At 64.2% G+C, this 16,999-nt stretch carries 15 protein-coding genes and 1 pseudogene; 5 read left to right on the top strand and 11 right to left on the bottom strand.

Going from position 1 to position 16,999, the window contains the following annotated elements; genetic code table 11:
- Positions 1–53: 53 nt before the first annotated feature.
- Together BGRAMDRAFT_RS27935 and BGRAMDRAFT_RS27930 are read left to right on the top strand one after the other, a co-directional pair.
- Positions 54–779 carry an OmpW/AlkL family protein gene (locus tag BGRAMDRAFT_RS27935; protein ID WP_006052249.1) on the top strand — a complete coding sequence of 242 codons (726 nt, stop codon included), beginning with the start codon at positions 54–56 and terminating at the stop codon, positions 777–779.
- A 384-nt stretch (positions 780–1,163) separates the two neighbouring features.
- Entirely contained in the window at positions 1,164–1,544 is a 381-nt protein-coding gene (locus tag BGRAMDRAFT_RS27930; RefSeq protein WP_006052248.1) for an ElaB/YgaM/YqjD family protein, read from the top strand.
- A gap of 78 nt (positions 1,545–1,622) precedes the next feature.
- Here the strand turns inward: BGRAMDRAFT_RS27930 and BGRAMDRAFT_RS27925 are convergent, their stop codons facing one another.
- The 7 genes from BGRAMDRAFT_RS27925 to pilM all read right to left on the bottom strand — a co-directional run bounded on the left by BGRAMDRAFT_RS27925 (position 1,623) and on the right by pilM (position 9,046).
- A complete protein-coding gene (locus BGRAMDRAFT_RS27925) occupies positions 1,623–2,828 on the bottom strand; it encodes a deoxyguanosinetriphosphate triphosphohydrolase (protein ID WP_006052247.1) in 1,206 nt (401 codons plus the stop codon).
- Positions 2,829–2,896: 68 nt separating this feature from the next.
- Entirely contained in the window at positions 2,897–3,973 is a 1,077-nt protein-coding gene (gene aroB / locus BGRAMDRAFT_RS27920) for a 3-dehydroquinate synthase (protein WP_044021929.1), read from the bottom strand.
- A gap of 8 nt (positions 3,974–3,981) precedes the next feature.
- The gene (gene aroK / locus BGRAMDRAFT_RS27915; RefSeq protein ID WP_006052245.1) at positions 3,982–4,533 is read right to left on the bottom strand and encodes a shikimate kinase AroK; all 552 of its coding nucleotides are present in this window, start codon (positions 4,531–4,533) and stop codon (positions 3,982–3,984) included.
- Between the two features lie 106 nt (positions 4,534–4,639).
- Positions 4,640–6,385, bottom strand: coding sequence for a type IV pilus secretin PilQ (locus BGRAMDRAFT_RS27910; RefSeq protein ID WP_006052244.1), 1,746 nt, complete (start codon positions 6,383–6,385; stop codon positions 4,640–4,642).
- Entirely contained in the window at positions 6,385–7,320 is a 936-nt protein-coding gene (locus BGRAMDRAFT_RS27905; protein ID WP_006052243.1) for a hypothetical protein, read from the bottom strand. Before BGRAMDRAFT_RS27905 ends, BGRAMDRAFT_RS27910 begins: the two co-directional genes overlap by 1 nt.
- Positions 7,317–8,057 (bottom strand): hypothetical protein, encoded by a 741-nt coding sequence (locus tag BGRAMDRAFT_RS27900; RefSeq protein WP_006052242.1) that lies wholly within the window; start codon positions 8,055–8,057, stop codon positions 7,317–7,319. The genes BGRAMDRAFT_RS27905 and BGRAMDRAFT_RS27900 overlap by 4 nt, the downstream gene beginning before the upstream one ends.
- A complete protein-coding gene (gene pilM / locus BGRAMDRAFT_RS27895) occupies positions 8,054–9,046 on the bottom strand; it encodes a type IV pilus biogenesis protein PilM (RefSeq protein ID WP_006052241.1) in 993 nt (330 codons plus the stop codon). The genes BGRAMDRAFT_RS27900 and pilM overlap by 4 nt, the downstream gene beginning before the upstream one ends.
- Before the next feature lie 254 nt (positions 9,047–9,300).
- Here pilM and BGRAMDRAFT_RS27890 point away from each other — a divergent pair.
- Positions 9,301–11,693, top strand: a pseudogene (locus BGRAMDRAFT_RS27890) (penicillin-binding protein 1A).
- Positions 11,694–11,789: 96 nt separating this feature from the next.
- Here the strand turns inward: BGRAMDRAFT_RS27890 and cyaY are convergent.
- Positions 11,790–12,107: an iron donor protein CyaY gene (cyaY, locus tag BGRAMDRAFT_RS27885; RefSeq protein ID WP_006052238.1), complete on the bottom strand. Its 318-nt coding sequence runs from the start codon at positions 12,105–12,107 to the stop codon at positions 11,790–11,792.
- 35 nt (positions 12,108–12,142) lie between these two features.
- On the opposite strand from cyaY, the gene BGRAMDRAFT_RS27880 reads away from it, so the two are divergent.
- Both BGRAMDRAFT_RS27880 and lysA read left to right on the top strand, forming a co-directional pair.
- Positions 12,143–12,526: a lipoprotein gene (locus BGRAMDRAFT_RS27880; RefSeq protein WP_044021925.1), complete on the top strand. Its 384-nt coding sequence runs from the start codon at positions 12,143–12,145 to the stop codon at positions 12,524–12,526.
- A 9-nt stretch (positions 12,527–12,535) separates the two neighbouring features.
- Complete coding sequence (gene lysA, locus BGRAMDRAFT_RS27875; protein ID WP_006052237.1) at positions 12,536–13,798, top strand: diaminopimelate decarboxylase; 1,263 nt, start codon at positions 12,536–12,538, stop codon at positions 13,796–13,798.
- 88 nt (positions 13,799–13,886) lie between these two features.
- On the opposite strand, the gene msrQ is transcribed toward lysA, so the two are convergent.
- The 3 genes from msrQ to ccsB form a co-directional block, all read right to left on the bottom strand.
- Positions 13,887–14,597, bottom strand: a complete 711-nt coding sequence (gene msrQ, locus BGRAMDRAFT_RS27870) for a protein-methionine-sulfoxide reductase heme-binding subunit MsrQ (protein ID WP_006052236.1) — start codon at positions 14,595–14,597, stop codon at positions 13,887–13,889.
- 11 nt (positions 14,598–14,608) lie between these two features.
- Entirely contained in the window at positions 14,609–15,604 is a 996-nt protein-coding gene (gene msrP, locus BGRAMDRAFT_RS27865; RefSeq protein ID WP_006052235.1) for a protein-methionine-sulfoxide reductase catalytic subunit MsrP, read from the bottom strand.
- Between the two features lie 183 nt (positions 15,605–15,787).
- Complete coding sequence (gene ccsB / locus BGRAMDRAFT_RS27860) at positions 15,788–16,999, bottom strand: c-type cytochrome biogenesis protein CcsB (RefSeq protein ID WP_006052234.1); 1,212 nt, start codon at positions 16,997–16,999, stop codon at positions 15,788–15,790.

Here is a 16,999-nt window from a genome sequence, read left to right as displayed (position 1 = left end):
TTAGTTTCAAACGTTGTGTTCATAATGAGCGGGCCTTTTTTGGAGGAGCACATATGAAATTAAAACAGGCCGTAGTGGGGACCGCGATGCTAGCCGGCATGACAACGGCAGCATACGCACAATCGGCCGGTAGCTTTACCGTCACAACAGGCTGGTTCCATCTTGCGCCTCAATCGAGCAGCAAGCCCCTGAAAGTGACGAGCATCGGCGGTAGTCCGACCAACATCACCGAACCGAACACCGGAGCAACGCTGAGTTCGGCCGACACCATCGGCCTGGCTCTTGGCTACTTCATCACCGACCATATCGCGACCGAATTCGTGGTTGGCTATCCGCCTTCGTTCGACCTGAACGGCAGCGGCAGCCTCGAACAATTCGGCAAGATCGGGCAGGCGAAACAGTGGAGCCCGACGCTGCTGTTCAAGTACTACTTCAACGCCCCCACTGCTACGTTCCGTCCGTATCTCGGTATCGGCGTGAGCCGTATCTGGTTCACCGACGAGAAGATCACCAACGGCGCATTTCAGGCAAACGTCCTGCATGGTCCGACCAGCGTCACTACGGATAGTTCGTGGGAGCCGGTGTTTAATCTGGGTTTCACTTACGCGTTCAACGAGCACTGGTTCGCAGGCGCTTCGGTGTCGTACCTGCCGCTCAGCACGACGGCCAAACTGAACACGCAGGCGAAGACGCCGGTCGGCACGCTCAATGTGCAATCGGAAACCAAGATCAAGCTGAACCCGATCGTTACGTACGTCAATATCGGTTACCGCTTTTAACACTCGCTCTTTGCCGTCGCTCCGAACGCCCGCTTCGCACAGCGTTCAACGCGCGGGCATCGAACCATGCCGTGCGATTAGGGTAGTCGAATTTCCGGGGCTTGAACAACGCCGTCATTCATCCAATGGCGGCGTTTTTTATTTTGTGCGCGCGGCGAGCCACCGCGCCGGCTTTACCGATGCCGCGCGTCCCGTTGCCGCTGCGTTTGTAAATTTGACCCGTCGCGAAGGCAATATGTGCTGAGGAAATTCGGCGCGCGCCGCCGTGGGCGGAGCATTCGGCTGTGGCACCGAAGTTGCGTTCTGCTGGTGTTTCCTGCGTTGCGATCAGGTTTAACGCAACCGTGAACGTGGGCCTTTTTCACCCTCATCGACGGAGCGACCATGACAGCACTTCCGAATACGCGAGACGCCCTCGGCGAATCCTGGACCAGCACGAGCCGCCGCGCGCGACGCATTGCGCGACACAGCCGCCACGCGGCCGAAGACATTGCAGGCGAACTGCGCACGCTGATGTCCGAGCTGGAGTCCACCCTGGCGGACGGCACGCAGGCCGACGCCGTCGCACTACGCGGCAAATTGCGCAAGCAGCTCGACAACGCGCGCGCCCGTTTGAGCGACACGCGCGAAGCCGTGCGCGAACGTGCCAACGTCGCGCTAGCCGATGCCGACGACTACGTGCATGAGAATCCGTGGCAGACGCTGGCGATTGTCGGCGGCGTCGCGTTGATCGTAGGCGCGCTGTTTGCCTCGCGGGTGCGCTGACAGGCGCGGCTACTGCGAGCGCGCGCTTGCCAGGCGCGCGGCCACTGCGGCACGCTACGGCGTCGCCGTCGTGGCCGCTCAGTTGTCGTCGATGACGAAAAGGCGCTGATACTCCTTCAGCGCATAGCGGTCCGTCATGCCCGCGATGTAATGCGCGATCAGGCGCGGTTGCAGCGCGGCGTCGGTCGACTGATAGCCGGGCGGCAGCAGCCGCGGATCGTCGGTGAACGCGTCGAACAGACCGACGACGATGCGGCGCGCCTTGTTGGCCATCCGCATCACGCGGTAATGGCGGTACAGGTTCTTGAACAGAAAGCGCTTGAGCGCCGCCGCCTGAGCCGCGATCGGCTCGCTATGCGCGACGAGCGCCGGCGCCGCGCGCACGGCGTCGAGCGAATCGGGCGCATGATGCGCAAGGTTCAGCTTGGTCGTGTCGATAAGATCGACGATTAGCGTATTGATGATGCGCCGCACCGTCTCGTGAATCAGCCTGCGGCCTTCGATCTGCGGGAAATCGCGCCGCGCCGCTTCGAAGTGCGTTTGCCAAAGCTCGACTTCGGCGAGTTGCTCGACGGTGAGCAAACCCGAGCGCAGACCGTCGTCGACATCGTGATTGTTGTAGGCGATTTCATCGGCGACATTCGCGATCTGCGCTTCGATGGACGGCTGACGCCCTTCGAGAAACCGCTCGCCTAAAGCGCCGAGCCGCCGCGCATTCTCACGTGAGCAATGCTTGAGAATGCCTTCGCGCGTTTCGAAACACAGGTTCAGGCCGTTGTACGCGCCATAGTGCTCCTCGAGATCGTCCACCACTGCGAGGCTTTGCAGATTGTGCTCGAAGCCGCCGTGCTCGCGCATGCACTCGTTCAGCGCGTCCTGGCCGGCATGACCGAACGGCGTGTGGCCGAGATCGTGGGCAAGAGAAATGGCTTCGACGAGGTCTTCGTTCACGCGCAGGTTACGCGCCACGGAGCGCGCGATCTGCGCGACTTCGAGACTGTGCGTGAGACGCGTGCGGAACAGGTCGCCCTCATGGTTCACGAACACCTGCGTCTTGTATTCGAGGCGGCGGAACGCCGTCGAATGAACGATGCGGTCGCGGTCGCGCTGGAACTCGGTGCGCGCGCTCGGCGGGGCTTCCGGATAGCGGCGCCCGCGCGAATGCGCCGAATGCGCGGCATACGGCGCGAGATGCGCTTCGAGCGCTTCCTGCGTGAGCGCGCCGAGCGCGGCCGCGGCTGCGGCGGGTTGCTGCTTCACATCGTCGCTGCGCCTGTCTGTCACCGGCTTCTCCGAAACATGGGCGGCGCCGCTCGACGCCGTGCGCGGCGCCTTGCTGGAATATCCGCGTGTCAGACGGCGGCGGCCAGCGTGGCGTGCACCTCGGCGTCGGGCGCCTGGGTGATGAGCGTCTCACCGAAACGCTTCAGCAGAATGAACTTGATCGCGCCGGCTTCCGCCTTCTTGTCGACCTGCATCAGTTCGATGTAGCGCGATTCGCCGAGCGCGGGCGCGCGGGTCGGCAAATGCGCGGCGACGATCACGTCGACGAGCCGCTTGCGCGACGCTTCGTCGAGATAGCCGAGACGCACGGACAGATCCGCCGCCATCACCATTCCGCAGCCGACGGCCTCGCCGTGCAGCCACTCGCCGTAGCCAAGGCCCGCTTCGATCGCGTGACCGAACGTGTGGCCGAAGTTGAGAATGGCGCGCAGCCCGCCTTCGCGCTCGTCCTGCGCGACCACCGACGCCTTGATCTCGCACGAGCGCTTGACCGCCTCCGCGAGCGCCGTGGGTTCGCAGCCGTTCAACGCCTCGACGTTGGCCTCGATCCAGCGGAAAAAGCCGGCGTCGGCAATCGCGCCGGTCTTGATGACCTCGGCGATGCCCGCGGCCAGTTCGCGCGCGGGCAACGTGCGCAATGCGCCGATGTCGGCGATCACCGCCTGCGGCTGATAAAACGCGCCGATCATGTTCTTGCCGAGCGGATGATTGATGCCCGTCTTGCCGCCCACCGACGAATCCACCTGCGAGAGCAGCGTGGTCGGCACCTGGATGAACGGCACGCCGCGCATATAGCAGGCCGCCGCAAAACCCGTCATATCGCCGATCACGCCGCCGCCCAACGCGATCAGCGTCGTCTTGCGGTCGGCGCGCGAGCCGAGCAGCGCGTCGAAAATCAGGTTCAGCGTTTCGAGATTCTTGTACGCCTCGCCGTCGGGCAACACGACCGTGGACACCTGCTTGCCGAGCGGCGCAAGCGCCGCGCGCAGCGTGTCGCCATAGAGCGGATCGACGGTGGTGTTGGTGACGATCGTGACCGAATTGCCCGCAATGTGCGGCGCGAACAGCGCAGTCTGCCCGATCAGGTCGGCACCGATATGGATGGGGTAGGCGCGTTCGCCCAGTTCGACGTTGACGGTAATCATACGGCCCATTATGACGCAGGATGTTTGGCGACGCCGGCCATCTCGAGCTGCATCAGAACCATATTGACGAGTCCGTTGACCGAAGGCCGGCCTGTTTCAATCACAAAGTGCGCGCACTCGCGGTAGAGCGGATCGCGCACTTCGTAGAGCGCTTCGAGCCGCGCTTTCGGGTCTTCGGTTTGCAGCAGCGGACGATTCTTGTCGCGCCGCGTGCGCAGCCACAGATCGTGCGGATTCGCGCGCAGGTAAATCACGACGCCGCGGTTTTGCAGCGCCGCGCGGTTTTCCGGCCGAAGCACGGCGCCGCCGCCGGTTGCCAGCACGATGTTGTCGCGCTCCGTGAGTTCCGAAATGACGCTCGCTTCGCGGTCGCGAAAGCCGGCTTCGCCCTCGAGCTCGAAGATGACCGGAATGCGCGCGCCCGTACGCGCTTCGATTTCATGGTCCGAATCGAAGAACGGGCGATCGAGACGGCGCGCAATGGCCCGGCCCACGGTGGTCTTTCCTGCCCCCATGAGCCCTACAAAAAATACATTGGCGTGTGCGTCCCGCGCTTGCAACGGTGTCCTCTGGCTAATCCGGTATGGTTCGTGCCGCAGCTTACTGGCAAAGCGGCTGCCTTGTCGAGCCTGCGCGCCGCCGCTTTCGCGCGGCGGGCGCGTGCCCTCAATTCGTCTGAACGACGCGCGGCGTGATGAAAACAGCCAGTTCGCTGCGCTGGTCGCGATGAGCCCGATGGCGGAAAAGCGCGCCTAAAACCGGTATTTTGCCCAGGAGCGGCACCCGAGTCACATCGTCGCGACCGTCCGTCGCGTAGATTCCGCCGATCGACACCGTACCACCATCTTCCACTTCGACCCGGGTTTGCACGTGCTTGGTGTTGATCGCGGGACCGGCGTCGGTCTGCTCGCCGACGCTGTCCTTGGCCACATCGAGGTCCAGCACGACGCGGCCGTCCGGCATGATCTGCGGCTCGACTTCGAGCTTCAGCGTGGCCCGCCGGAACTGCACGCCCGACACGCCCTGCCCGACTTTCGCCTGATACGGCAGTTCGGTGCCCTGCTCGACCACGGCCTTCATCCGGTCGGCGGTAACGACGCGCGGACTGGAAACGACCTCTCCACGCCCTTCGGCCTCGAGCGCGCTCAATTCGATGTTCAGAAGCCGCGTCGCGCCCGCCGCGAACAGCGTGAGCCCGGCCGTGGCGGCGTCGAAGCCCGCGATCGGCCGCGCTGACAGATCGGCGACCAGACCGTCCTTGCCGCCGCTGAGGCCACGCGTGGTGCCGTCGGCGCTGGTGCCCGCCATCGAAAGCCGCACGCCGAGATTGCGCGAAAAACCATGCTCGCCTTCGACGATGCGCGCCTCGATCAGCACCTGCCGCGTCGGCCGGTCGACGGAAGCAAGCAGCGCGGCTATCTGCGCGAGGCGGCCCTCCAGGTCGGTCACGAACAGCAGATTCGTGCGCGGATCGGCGGTCACGGCGCCGCGCTTCGACAGCACGCGCTGGTTGCCCGAGCCGGTCAACAGACGCCGCACGTCTTCGGCGCGTGCATAGTGCAACTGGAATGTGCGGCTCGCGAGCGGTTCGAGATCGGCGGCCCGCGCGTGGGCCTCGTAGCGCTGCCGCTCGCGCGCCGCCAGATCCGCGATGGGCGCGACCCACACGACGTTGCCGTGGCGCTCCATCGCGAGGCCGTGAACGTCGAGCAGCGTGTCGAACGCGACGCGCCACGGCACTTTGTCGAGGCGCAGCGACACGGCGCCGCGCACTCTCTCGCTCGCGACGATGTTCAAGCCGGTGAATTGCGCAAACGCATTCAGCACCGCGCCCAGCTCGGCGCGCTGGAAGTTCAGCGAGATCGGCTTGTCGTCGGCGGCTAGCGAGGCGTCGGCGGCGGTTTTCGGCGCGCCGCTCAGGCGTGCGAGCGGCGGCAACGGGACGGGCGGGCCTTCGAGCGCGGATGATGTCGCAGCGGCCTCGCGGCTTAAGGCTGCCGCTTGCGGGCCAAGAGGCGCGGAGCCGTCGGCGGGGTCGGTTGCATCGTCCGTGCGGGTTGGGCCGGCCAGCGCAGGCGTCGTGTGCGAGACCGCCGTGTCATCGGGAGAATCGTCGCGGAACGGGTTCGGCGTTTGCGCGACTTCGCCGCGTGGCAGCGGCGGGGCATCGTAGCGCGCGTCGGACTGCGCCGGTGTGTCGTCGAGCGGCAGATAGGCAGGCAACGGTGGCAGCGATGGAATCGCCGCCTGCGCGATGCCCGCACTGAGCGCCACGCCGATTGCGATGCTGACGCACACGCTGAGATGCACGCTGATCGACAGGCCAAAGCCGGAGCATGCGCGGGCCACACGTTGGAAAACAGCGCCCACAATCGAACGCGCGTCGGCACACAAAACCTTCCTGATGCTCATCACGAAGCCTCCGCGAGCAGCAGCGTGCGCGTCGCATCACCTCGGGCGAGCGTGATACCCGACGCATCGAAGCGCGTGAAGCGCTCGTCGCCGATCTGCTGACCGGACGCGACAGTCGCTGCGCCGTCCGGCGTATCGACTAGCGCCAGACCGCGCGCGCGGTCATGCAGCAATCCAACGAGGCGCAGTTGCGCGAGTCCCGGCGAGTCGATCGCGGCCTGCATCTGCGCAGGCGAGAACGGGTCGAAGAACACGACATCTTCTTCGTCATCCGAATCAAGGCTTGCGTCGGCGAGCTCCTGCACCGAGAGGCTCACAGGCGCCGGGCGCAAACCGCTGTACACGCGCAGCGTCGCGTTCACCGAGAGCGACGCCGCATCGCGCTTGATCGTGACGTCGACGGGAACCATCAGTACCGGCAACTCCGTCAAGCCACGCAGGAACGACATCAGATGAACGAAGTCCGTATGCGCCGAGAACTGCAACGGTCGCTCGCTTTGTGCGCCCGTGCCGCTCGCGGTACCGGGCTCCACGGCCAGCAACATCACGCCGTTTTGCGCGGCGAGTTCGGAGACGACGCGCACGTCATCCGCCGAAGTCCATTGCGCCCGCGACGGCCACGCGCCTCCTGTCGTTCCGCTCGCCGCATCGGCTTCGCGACGCAACGCGGGCAATTGCAAAAGCGCACGCTTGGCCTCCGCGAGACGTTGCGCGCTCGCATGCAGCGCCGCGCGGCTTGCTTCGAGGCGCCCGAGATCGGCCACGATCCAGCCATGCGCACCGAGGCCGAACACCACCAGCGCAATCAGCAACGCAACCGCCCAGCGGCGACGCCTGCTCCATGTATGAAGCGGCGCGCGCGCACGTTTGATCCAATGCGCCAGCATGGAACCTGGCTGTTGCGCGCCGCCGAAGTCGATAAACGTCGTACTCATTTCAAACCTCCGCTGTGATCGGCGCTCGTTTTCCGCGATGCCGCCAGGCCCGCATGCTCGGCCGTATTTTTTATGGTGTGCTCCCAGCGCAGGCGGGCACCGAACTCCGTTGAGCCGGCAGTGCTCGCCGCGGCATTCGCCTTGCCCGACGCGCGATGCGATTCGCTCATCTCCGCGCTCTCTACACCGCGTATCGCACCGAGGCGCTTGAGCCACTGCGCGGAATCGATGTGCGCTCGCGAACTCGCCACGAGCTCGGTCTCATGCTCGCGCTGGCGAAGCTGCTGCAACAGCACACCGTCGCCCGGTTCGAAACTCAGCGCATCGAGCAGATCGCGCAAATAGGTGAGCGGCTCGGCGAGACGCTTTGCGCGGGCGGCTTCATCGCGTTGCCTGTCGCGCGCGCGCAGCAGCTTCGTATGCTCGGCCAGCGGAGCGGCGAGCTGCGCAAGCGCTTGCTCGGCCGACTCGCGCTGCGCATCGAGCCGCGCTTTCTCGACCATCTGATATCCGGCGAGCGCAATCACAGCAGCGCAGCCGGCCAACGCGGCGGCGGCCCATAGAAGGACACACCGCCGACGCGCAAGCCGCGCGTCGCGTTGTCTGTGCGGCAGCAGATTGAAACCGCCGAGCCTCGGCGTGAACGAATGCGCGGCGCGCAGCCGGCGCATATCGCGCGCGACATGCGATTGCGCCGCCGCGCCGAGATGTCCTGCGTCGAAAACGGCCGGGCTCATTCGAGCACCCCGCGCAATGCAAGCCCGAATGCAACGGCGCCTGCCGGTTCGTGCAGCAGCGGATCGCTCAGCTTGCGCGCGACGCCGCCCAATGCGCCGCACTCGAACGGCAACACGGTGCAGCCGAGAACATCCGCGATATCCGCCATCGAGAAGCCGACGCCCTCGAGCAGATCGAGTTCGCCGCCCACCAGCGCACAGTCGCACTCCGGGCCATGCGCCAGATCGCGCAACGCATCGGCGAGATCGGAATGCTCAGGCGCGGGGTAGCGCATTTCGGCGGCGACGCTGTCGTCGACGAGACGCCAGCCTTGCACGCCGTCGGCGTCGATCCACAACGCCACATACGGTTCATGTGGATCGAGTTCGCGACTCGCCGCGTAGCGCATCGCACGCAGCGCGGCATGCGGCTCGCCGTCGATCGCGGTCAGCGAAATGCCCGCGGCCGCCGCGCATTCGATGCGCGCTTCGATATGCTGACGCGCGGTCGCGGCAATCGTCACCGAACGAACCGGCGACGGCCGGTCATCGACAAACCAGTCGACGGCCAATGCGTGCCGCTCGAGTCCCGCGATGCGTTCCACTTCGCTCATCACCGCCGGTTCGAGCTCGGCGAGTTCATATCCGCCGTCTTCCGCGCCACCGCTTTGCACGGCGAGGCGTGCGAGCGGGACCGTAGCGGTCAGCGTCGCGGACGCGGGCACCGCCATCGCGCATCGCAATGCGGACGTCGCGCATGAATGAGGCAGATCGGCAAACGCATCGCGCAACGCGCGCGAGACCGCTTGCCGATCCGCGATCTCGATGCCGGCCATTGCATTCGGCGGCAACGGCACCGTGCGCACATATTCGATCTGCAACGACGCGCAGGCTCGCGCACGCTGACTCACCACGACGAGCCGCACGTCCTGCGAACTCACGTCGATACCCGCAGCGAAACGCTGCATGCCTGCCTGCACAGCTTCCAGCCATGAACTTCTTATTGTCATCACGCCCTCCCTGAGACTCGCGCGGCGAACGATTCGAACGCGAGCAGCGAGGAGGATTGTGCGCATCGGCGCGTCTGAGCGACACTCAGCCAAACGGCCAACGTCGTCGAAACCGACGCGCCGGCGATCGTCAAAGCAGCTACAGTGAGGCCTCATTCAACGTGGCGCGGAGACTTGTAAAGAACTGTCAGTAAGCATGCCGAAAGCTGAAAAGCGGGGCGGCTATAATCGCGGGACTGTTTTTTGGTGCCTATATGCAATCCACGTCTCCCACCTCTCCGCCGCCCGCGCCGCCTAAGCGCAAACGCCCGTTGTGGCTCAAGCTGCTGCTTGGGTTTTTTGGTCTGATCGTCGCGGGCATCGCGTGCGTGCTGCTGGTGCTCGGTTATGCGCTCGTGGTCGCGACGCCTAACCTGCCCTCGCTCGAAGCGCTCACCGACTACCGGCCGAAAGTGCCGCTGCGCATCTATACGGCCGATCACGTGCTGATCGGTGAATTCGGCGAAGAACGCCGCGACATCGTCCGCATTCAGGACGTGCCCGACAGCCTGAAGAAGGCCGTGCTCGCCATTGAAGACGCGCGCTTTTACGATCACGGCGGCGTCGACCTGACGGGCATCGCGCGCGCCGGCTTCGTCGCGCTGACCAATGGCCACGCGACGCAAGGCGCGAGCACGATCACGATGCAGGTCGCGCGCAACTTCTTTCTCTCCAGCGAGAAGACCTATACGCGCAAGATCTACGAGATGCTGCTCGCGTACAAGATCGAGTCGAAGCTCAGCAAGGATCAGATTCTCGAGGTGTATATGAATCAGATCTATCTGGGTCAGCGCGCATATGGGTTCGCGAGCGCGGCACGCGTGTATTTCGGCAAGGATCTGAAGGACCTGACGCTCGCGGAATCTGCGATGCTGGCCGGCTTGCCGAAGGCGCCGTCCGCGTATAACCCCGTGGTGAATCCGAAGCGCGCGAAGGTGCGCCAGGAGTACATCCTTCAGCGCATGTACGAGCTGCATTACATCAACCAGCAGCAGTACGACGAAGCGAGCCGTCAGCCGCTTGTCGTGAAGGGCGCCGGCAAGGAATTCAGCGTGCACGCGGAGTATGTCGCGGAAATGGTGCGGCAGATGATGTACGCGCAGTACCGCGAGGAAGCGTACACGCGCGGCCTGAACGTCGTGACGACGATCGACTCCGCCGATCAGGACGTCGCCTATCGCGCGTTGCGCAAAGGTTTGACGGACTATGAGCGGCGCCACGGTTATCGCGGCCCGGAGGCGTTCATCGATTTGCCGTCGGACGCGGACGACCGCGAGCAGGCCATCGACGACGCGCTGCTCGAGCATCCGGATAACGGCGAAATCATTGCGGCAGTCGTGACCGCGGCGAGCCCGAAGCAGGTGCAGGCCACGTTTATCGACGGCAATGTGGCGACCATTCAGGGCGACGGCCTGCGCTTCGCGCAATCGGCGCTAAGCGCACGCGCGCAGCCGAATCAGCGGCTGCGGCCCGGCGCGATCATCCGTCTCGTGAAGAACGACGAAGGCGAGTGGGCGATCACGCAGTTGCCGCAAGTCGAAGGCGCCTTCGTTTCCGTCGTGCCGCAGGACGGCGCGATTCGTGCGCTCGTCGGCGGCTTCGACTCAACAAGAACAAGTTCAATCACGTCACGCAGGCGTGGCGTCAGCCGGGCTCGAGTTTCAAGCCGTTCATCTATTCGGCTTCGCTCGAAAAAGGACTCGGCCCGGCAACCGTCATCAACGACGCGCCGCTCTTTTTCAGCGCTGCGGAAACGGGCGGCCAGCCGTGGGAGCCGAAGAACTACGGCGGCGGTTTCGACGGGCCGATGAGCATGCGCACCGCTTTGCAAAAGTCGAAAAACCTGGTGTCGATTCGTATCCTCAACCACATCGGCACGAAGTACGCGCAGCAGTACATCACGCGCTTCGGCTTTGATGCGGACCGCCATCCGGCGTATCTGCCGATGGCGCTCGGCGCGGGTCTCGTCACGCCGCTGCAGATGGCGGGCGCGTTCTCGGTGTTCGCGAACGGCGGCTATCGGATCAACCCGTACCTGATCGCCGAGGTCACCGATCCGCGCGGCGTCGTCGTCGCGCACGCACAGCCGCTCGTCGCCGAGCAAAGCGCGCCGCACGCTATCGAGCCGCGCAACGCGTATGTGATGAACAGCCTGCTGCAAAGCGTCGCGCAGCGCGGCACGGGCGCGAAGTCCAACGCGCTCAAGCGCACGGATCTCGGCGGCAAGACCGGCACGACGAACGATTCGCGCGACGCCTGGTTCGCCGGCTATCAGCACACGCTCACCGCGATTGCGTGGATCGGCTACGACAACCCGCGCAGTCTCGGCGACAAGGAAACCGGCGGCGGCCTCGCGTTGCCGGTGTGGATCGAGTACATGGGACGCGCGCTCAAAGGCGTGCCGGACTACAAGATGCCGAAGCCCGATGGCGTGACCGAAATCGGCTCCGAACTGTATTTCGACGAATTCACGCCGGGGCACGGCTTTGTCTCGACGGTCGGCATCAGCCAGGCGGCGCTCGACGAAGCGAGCGCCGCATCCGCCGCGCCGGGACAGGTCGGCGAGCAGGAGAAGCAGGACATCATGAATCTGTTCCGCGGGCACTGACATAGCGTCCCGCTTGCTGAAGAAAAAAGCCGCCGCGCAGATCATGCGCGGCGGCTTTTTTTTGACCTTCTTTCCGTCGACAGCCCGACTCTGCGTTCAGGCTTCGAAGTGGACCGGTTCGCCAGCCTGCTGCGTCGCGTATTCGGAGAGCGCCTCGAAAAATTCCTTGCCGCTGCGCGTGTCGCGCCACTCGCCGTCGACGAAACGGTAGTGAAAACCGCCCGCTTTCGCGGCGATCCAGATCTCGCTCATAGGCGGTTGCAGGTTGACGATGATCTTCGAGCGATTCGCGAACTCGAGGGTCAGCACGTTGCCGCTGCGCTCGAGTTCGATGTCGGCCTCGGTGTCGTCCAAAGCGCGTTCGATGACGGCTAGCGCGGCCTCCGCGCGGGTCAGGTAATCACTATCGGACATGCTAAACTCCATCGATTATTTATTCAGGGACAGTCATGCGAGTCGTATCTCGGATGCGCGCGGCGGCGCCCGGCCGCGCGATTGTAGCGGGTTTAGCCATTCTCGCAGGTTGCGCGCTCGGCGGTTCGCTCACCGGTTGCGGGCAACGCGGTTCGCTCTATTTGCCCACGGTGCCGCCGTTGCCGGCCAAGCCGATCGACCGCACGCAGCCGTCATCGCCTGATGAAGTGAAACCGGGCGCAGAAACCGCTGCCGACTCAGACTCCATTCCCGATACTTCCGGCACGCCGCTTTCGCTTGCACCGGCAGATGAGCTGTCTGCATCGCCTACGTCCGCAGCTTCCGCTGCATCGGCTGCATCGGCTGCAAAGGCAGCTTCGCAGCCGACCTCGCAGCCCGCCGCCACTCCCGCTCAATAAGACCTTCGCATGACTCGACCTGCATTTGACTACGTCGACGGCGTGCTTCACGCCGAAGGCGTGTCCGCCGTTTCGCTCGCCGAACAGTTCGGCACGCCGCTCTATGTTTATTCGCGCGCCGCGCTCACCGCCGCGTGGAACGCGTACGCGGGCGCATGCGCCGGCCGTCGCGCGAGCGTGCACGTCGCCGTCAAGGCCAACAGCAATCTAGCGGTGCTGAACGTGTTCGCGCGTCTCGGCGCGGGCTTCGACATTGTGTCGGGCGGCGAACTGGCGCGCGTGCTGGCCGCCGGCGGCAAAGCGGAAAACACCGTGTTTTCCGGCGTGGGCAAGCATGCCAACGAAATGCGCGAGGCGCTCGCGGCGGGCGTCAAATGCTTTAACGTCGAGTCAATTCCCGAGCTGGATCGGCTGAATCAGGTCGCTGCCCAAATGGGCAAGAAGGCGCCGGTTTCGCTGCGCGTGAATCCGGACGTCGACGCGAAAACGCATCCGTATATTTCCACCGGGCTCAAGTCGAACAAGTTCGGCGTCGCGTTCGAAGATGCGCGCGCGACCTATCAGGCGGCCGCGGCCATGACGAACCTCGAGGTGGTCGGCATCGACTGCCATATCGGTTCGCAGATTACCGAGATCGCGCCTTATCTCGACGCGGTCGACAAGGTTCTGGAACTGGTCGAGCAGATCGAGCAGGACGGCGTCACGATCCGTCATATCGACGTGGGCGGCGGTCTGGGCATTACCTACGACGACGAAACGCCGCCGGATATCGGCGAGTTCGTGCGCACCGTGCTCGACCGGATCGAGGCGCGCGGCCACGGCCATCGCGAGGTGTACTTCGAGCCGGGCCGTTCGCTCGTCGGCAACGCGGGTGTGCTGCTCACGCGCGTCGAGTTTCTGAAGCCGGGCGCTGAAAAGAACTTCGCCATCGTCGATGCGGCCATGAACGATCTCGCCCGTCCCGCGATGTACGACGCGTATCACGCGATCGACGCCGCGGTTAAGCGCGACGTGCCGGCGCATGTCTACGACATCGTCGGTCCCGTTTGCGAAAGCGGCGACTGGCTCGGGCGCGAGCGGCTGCTGTCCGTCGAGCCGGGTGATCTGCTCGCGATTCGTTCGGCCGGCGCCTATGGCTTCGTGATGAGCTCGAACTACAACACGCGTCCGCGCGCAGCGGAAGTGATGGTCGATGGTACACAGGCGCATGTGGTCCGCGCGCGCGAGGAAGTCCAGCAACTGTTTGCGGGCGAAGCGATCTTGCCGGCGTAACCAGCGCCGCGACGTCTCAACCGGCGATTGAATAAAAAAGGCGATGCCCTCGGTGGCATCGCCTTTTTTGTTTGCGGCGCGCGCTCGTCTAACGCGGCTTCAAACTGCGCGCTCGCAGCCACACGATCAGGCGCCAGCCCAGCAGCGCCAGCATGATCGCGCCGTAGATCTTCGGCAGAATCAGGTCGTGCTTGCCGGCCTTCATCCACCAGAAATGCAGAATCGCCAGCGCTCCGATCACGTAGATCGCACGATGCAAAGTCTGCCAGCGGCGGCCGAGCTTGCGCACCATTGCGCGCGGCGACGTGGCAGCCAACGCGATCAATAGCACGAAAGCGGCAAAGCCCACGGTGATGAACGGCCGCTTGCCGATGTCCTTGATGATTTCAGCGACGTCGAACCACTTGTCGAACCACAGGTACGTCGTGAAATGCAGCGTCGCGTAGAAAAACGCGTAGAGCCCAAGCATGCGGCGAAAGCGCACGAACGCCGCGACGCCTGTCAGACGACGCAACGGCGTCACGGCCAGCGTGATGCACAGAAACACGAGCGTCCAGAGACCCGTGGAACGCGTGATGAACTCGATCGGGTTGGCGCCGAGCCGGTCGGTCATGCCGAACAACACGATGCGCGCAAGCGGATACCACGCCGCGATAAACACCGCGATTTTCGCGGGCACGACCCAGCGCGCGCCGGCGGTCGTCCGTTTCGCCGTCGCGCCCGCCGTCTGCGTTGCGCGAGCCTGCGCTCGTGGCGCGTTGCGCTCTGTGCGAGCGACGGATTGAGTATCGGAAGCCATCGTCATGTCGCTCAGAAGTTTTTCTTCAGGTCCATGCCCTGATACAGCGACGCGACCTGATCGCCGTAACCGTTGAACATCAGCGTCTTACGCTTCGGCGTAAAAAACCCGTCTTCGCCGATGCGCCGCTCGGTCGCCTGGCTCCAGCGCGGGTGGTCGACATTCGGGTTCACGTTCGAATAAAACCCGTACTCGCTCGACGCGTACGTGTTCCAGCTCGTCGGCGGCTGCTTCTCGACAAAGCGGATTTTCACGAGCGACTTCGCGCTCTTGAAGCCGTATTTCCAGGGCACCACGATGCGAACCGGCGCGCCGTTCTGATTCGGCAGCACCTGACCGTAGACGCCCATCGTGAGCAGCGTGAGCGGATTCATCGCCTCGTCCATGCGCAGGCCTTCGGAGTAAGGCCAGTCGAGTATCGGCGTGGAAAGCCCCGGCATCTGCGACGGATCCGCGAGCGTGATGAACTGCACGTATTTCGCGTTGCCGGTCGGCTGCACGCGCTTGATGAGTTCCGCGAGCGGCACGCCGATCCACGGAATCACCATCGACCAACCTTCGACGCAGCGCAGCCGATACACGCGCTCCTCCAGCGGCGCGAGTTTGAGCAACTCGTCGATGTCATACACCTTCGGGTTCTTGATTTCGCCTTCGACACTCACCTTCCACGGACGCGGACGCAGCGTGCCCGCGTGCTGCGCCGGGTCGGACTTATCGGTGCCGAACTCGTAATAGTTGTTGTAGGTGGTGATGTCCTTGAACGGCGTGATCTTGTCGAGCGCGATGAACTTCGCGTTGGTCTTCGCGCTGAGCTTCTGCGCCTTCGGATCGGTCGACGTGTACGCAGCCAGCGCTTCGCCGTTCACGCCGATCAGACCGCCGAGCGCCAACGCGCCGGCCGCCTGCAGCACGCGCCGCCGGTTTTCGAAAATGTGCTGCGGCGTGATTTCGCTGCGAGCGATATCGTCGCCGGTGAGTTGAATCCTGTCGCTTCGCTTGATCCACATCGTGCTGCTCCTTGCGGCCCTTGCGTTGAAACATCTAACGGGGCCAGGTGATGATCGCTCGTCGGGCTATCCATGCGCGCTCTATAAAACAAACACATTCGATGCGCAAATATTCCGCCAGCCATAAAAAAACCGCCGGTGTGAAACACGCGGCGGTTCTTTGTCGGTCGAGAACGGCGGATATTACAGCTTGCCGTAACTATGCAGCCCCGACAGAAACATATTCACGCCGAGGAACGCAAACGTCGTGACCAGCAGGCCGGTCAGCGCCCACCATGCGGCAACCGCGCCGCGCAGCCCCTTCATCAGACGCATATGCAGCCAGGCCGCGTAATTCAGCCAGACGATCAGCGCCCACGTTTCCTTCGGGTCCCAGCTCCAGTAACCGCCCCACGCTTCGGCCGCCCACAGCGCGCCGAGAATCGTCGCGATCGTGAAGAACGCGAAACCGACGGCGATCGACTTGTACATGACGTCGTCGAGCACTTCGAGCGCGGGCAGACGATCGGCCAGCACGCCGCGCTCCTTGGCCAGATACGCGACCGCCACCATCGCCGACAACGCAAAACTGCCGTAGCCGATGAAGTTCGCGGGCACGTGGATCTTCATCCACCAGCTTTGTAGAGCCGGAACGAGCGGCTGAATCTGCTGCGCGTCGCGGGCAACCGAGTACCACATCAGGAAGCCGACGGCGGCGCTGATCACCAGCAGCACGAAGGCGCCGAGCGCGCGCGTGTTGTAGTGCTGCTCGTAGTACAAATAGAAGAGCGCGGTGATGAGGCTGAACAGCACGAACACTTCGTACAGGTTCGAGATAGGAATATGGCCGACGTCCGCGCCGATCAGATACGACTCGTACCAGCGCACCATCAGACCGACAAACCCCATCAGCACCGCAACCCACGTCATGCGCGAGCCGATCGCGCCGCCCGTCGGCGAACGGGACAGCAAGCCGATCCAGTAGAACACGGTCGCGAAGACGAAGAGCGCGCTCATCCACAGAATCGCGGACTGGCTCGACAGGAAGTATTTCAGGAAGAACGCGTTGTCGGCGCGGCTCAGATCGCCGTGATAAATCTGGATGGCCAGCAGCGACAGCGCCGCGATTCCCGCCATCAGCGGACGCACCGGTTTCCAGCGCCAGCCGAGCACGACGAACACCGGCACTGAGCACACCAGCACCAGTTTGTCGTAGTAATTCATGAACGGGTGATAGCGCGTCAGCGCGAACCCGGCGCCCGCGACCATCGCGAGGGCGAACAGCCAGTCGACAATGCCGAGCCGCTTCAGAAACGGCCGCTCGTCGTATTGAGCCGCGTTGAGCGCTTCGTCCGCGGCCGCCCTGGCAGGCCGGGAGGAGGAAGGAGAGGATGAGGAAACCTGAGTCAAGTCCAT

Origin of the sequence: Paraburkholderia graminis C4D1M, from assembly GCF_000172415.1 — a bacterium.
Lineage (GTDB): Bacteria > Pseudomonadota > Gammaproteobacteria > Burkholderiales > Burkholderiaceae > Paraburkholderia > Paraburkholderia graminis.
Note: the sequence above shows the minus strand (reverse complement) of the source record. Positions and strands in the feature narration are given on the sequence as shown.

What these genes read in the sequence shown, in the direction of transcription:
- BGRAMDRAFT_RS27935 (WP_006052249.1), top strand. Translation starts at nt 54, where the DNA reads ATGAAATTAAAACAGGCCGTAGTGGGGACCGCGATGCTAGCCGGCATG.
- BGRAMDRAFT_RS27930 (WP_006052248.1), top strand. Translation starts at nt 1,164, where the DNA reads ATGACAGCACTTCCGAATACGCGAGACGCCCTCGGCGAATCCTGGACC.
- aroB (WP_044021929.1), bottom strand. Translation starts at nt 3,973, where the DNA reads ATGATTACCGTCAACGTCGAACTGGGCGAACGCGCCTACCCCATCCAT.
- BGRAMDRAFT_RS27910 (WP_006052244.1), bottom strand. Translation starts at nt 6,385, where the DNA reads ATGAGCATCAGGAAGGTTTTGTGTGCCGACGCGCGTTCGATTGTGGGC.
- BGRAMDRAFT_RS27905 (WP_006052243.1), bottom strand. Translation starts at nt 7,320, where the DNA reads ATGAGTACGACGTTTATCGACTTCGGCGGCGCGCAACAGCCAGGTTCC.
- BGRAMDRAFT_RS27900 (WP_006052242.1), bottom strand. Translation starts at nt 8,057, where the DNA reads ATGAGCCCGGCCGTTTTCGACGCAGGACATCTCGGCGCGGCGGCGCAA.
- pilM (WP_006052241.1), bottom strand. Translation starts at nt 9,046, where the DNA reads ATGACAATAAGAAGTTCATGGCTGGAAGCTGTGCAGGCAGGCATGCAG.
- cyaY (WP_006052238.1), bottom strand. Translation starts at nt 12,107, where the DNA reads ATGTCCGATAGTGATTACCTGACCCGCGCGGAGGCCGCGCTAGCCGTC.
- BGRAMDRAFT_RS27880 (WP_044021925.1), top strand. Translation starts at nt 12,143, where the DNA reads ATGCGAGTCGTATCTCGGATGCGCGCGGCGGCGCCCGGCCGCGCGATT.
- lysA (WP_006052237.1), top strand. Translation starts at nt 12,536, where the DNA reads ATGACTCGACCTGCATTTGACTACGTCGACGGCGTGCTTCACGCCGAA.
- msrQ (WP_006052236.1), bottom strand. Translation starts at nt 14,597, where the DNA reads ATGGCTTCCGATACTCAATCCGTCGCTCGCACAGAGCGCAACGCGCCA.
- msrP (WP_006052235.1), bottom strand. Translation starts at nt 15,604, where the DNA reads ATGTGGATCAAGCGAAGCGACAGGATTCAACTCACCGGCGACGATATC.
- ccsB (WP_006052234.1), bottom strand. Translation starts at nt 16,999, where the DNA reads ATGGACTTGACTCAGGTTTCCTCATCCTCTCCTTCCTCCTCCCGGCCT.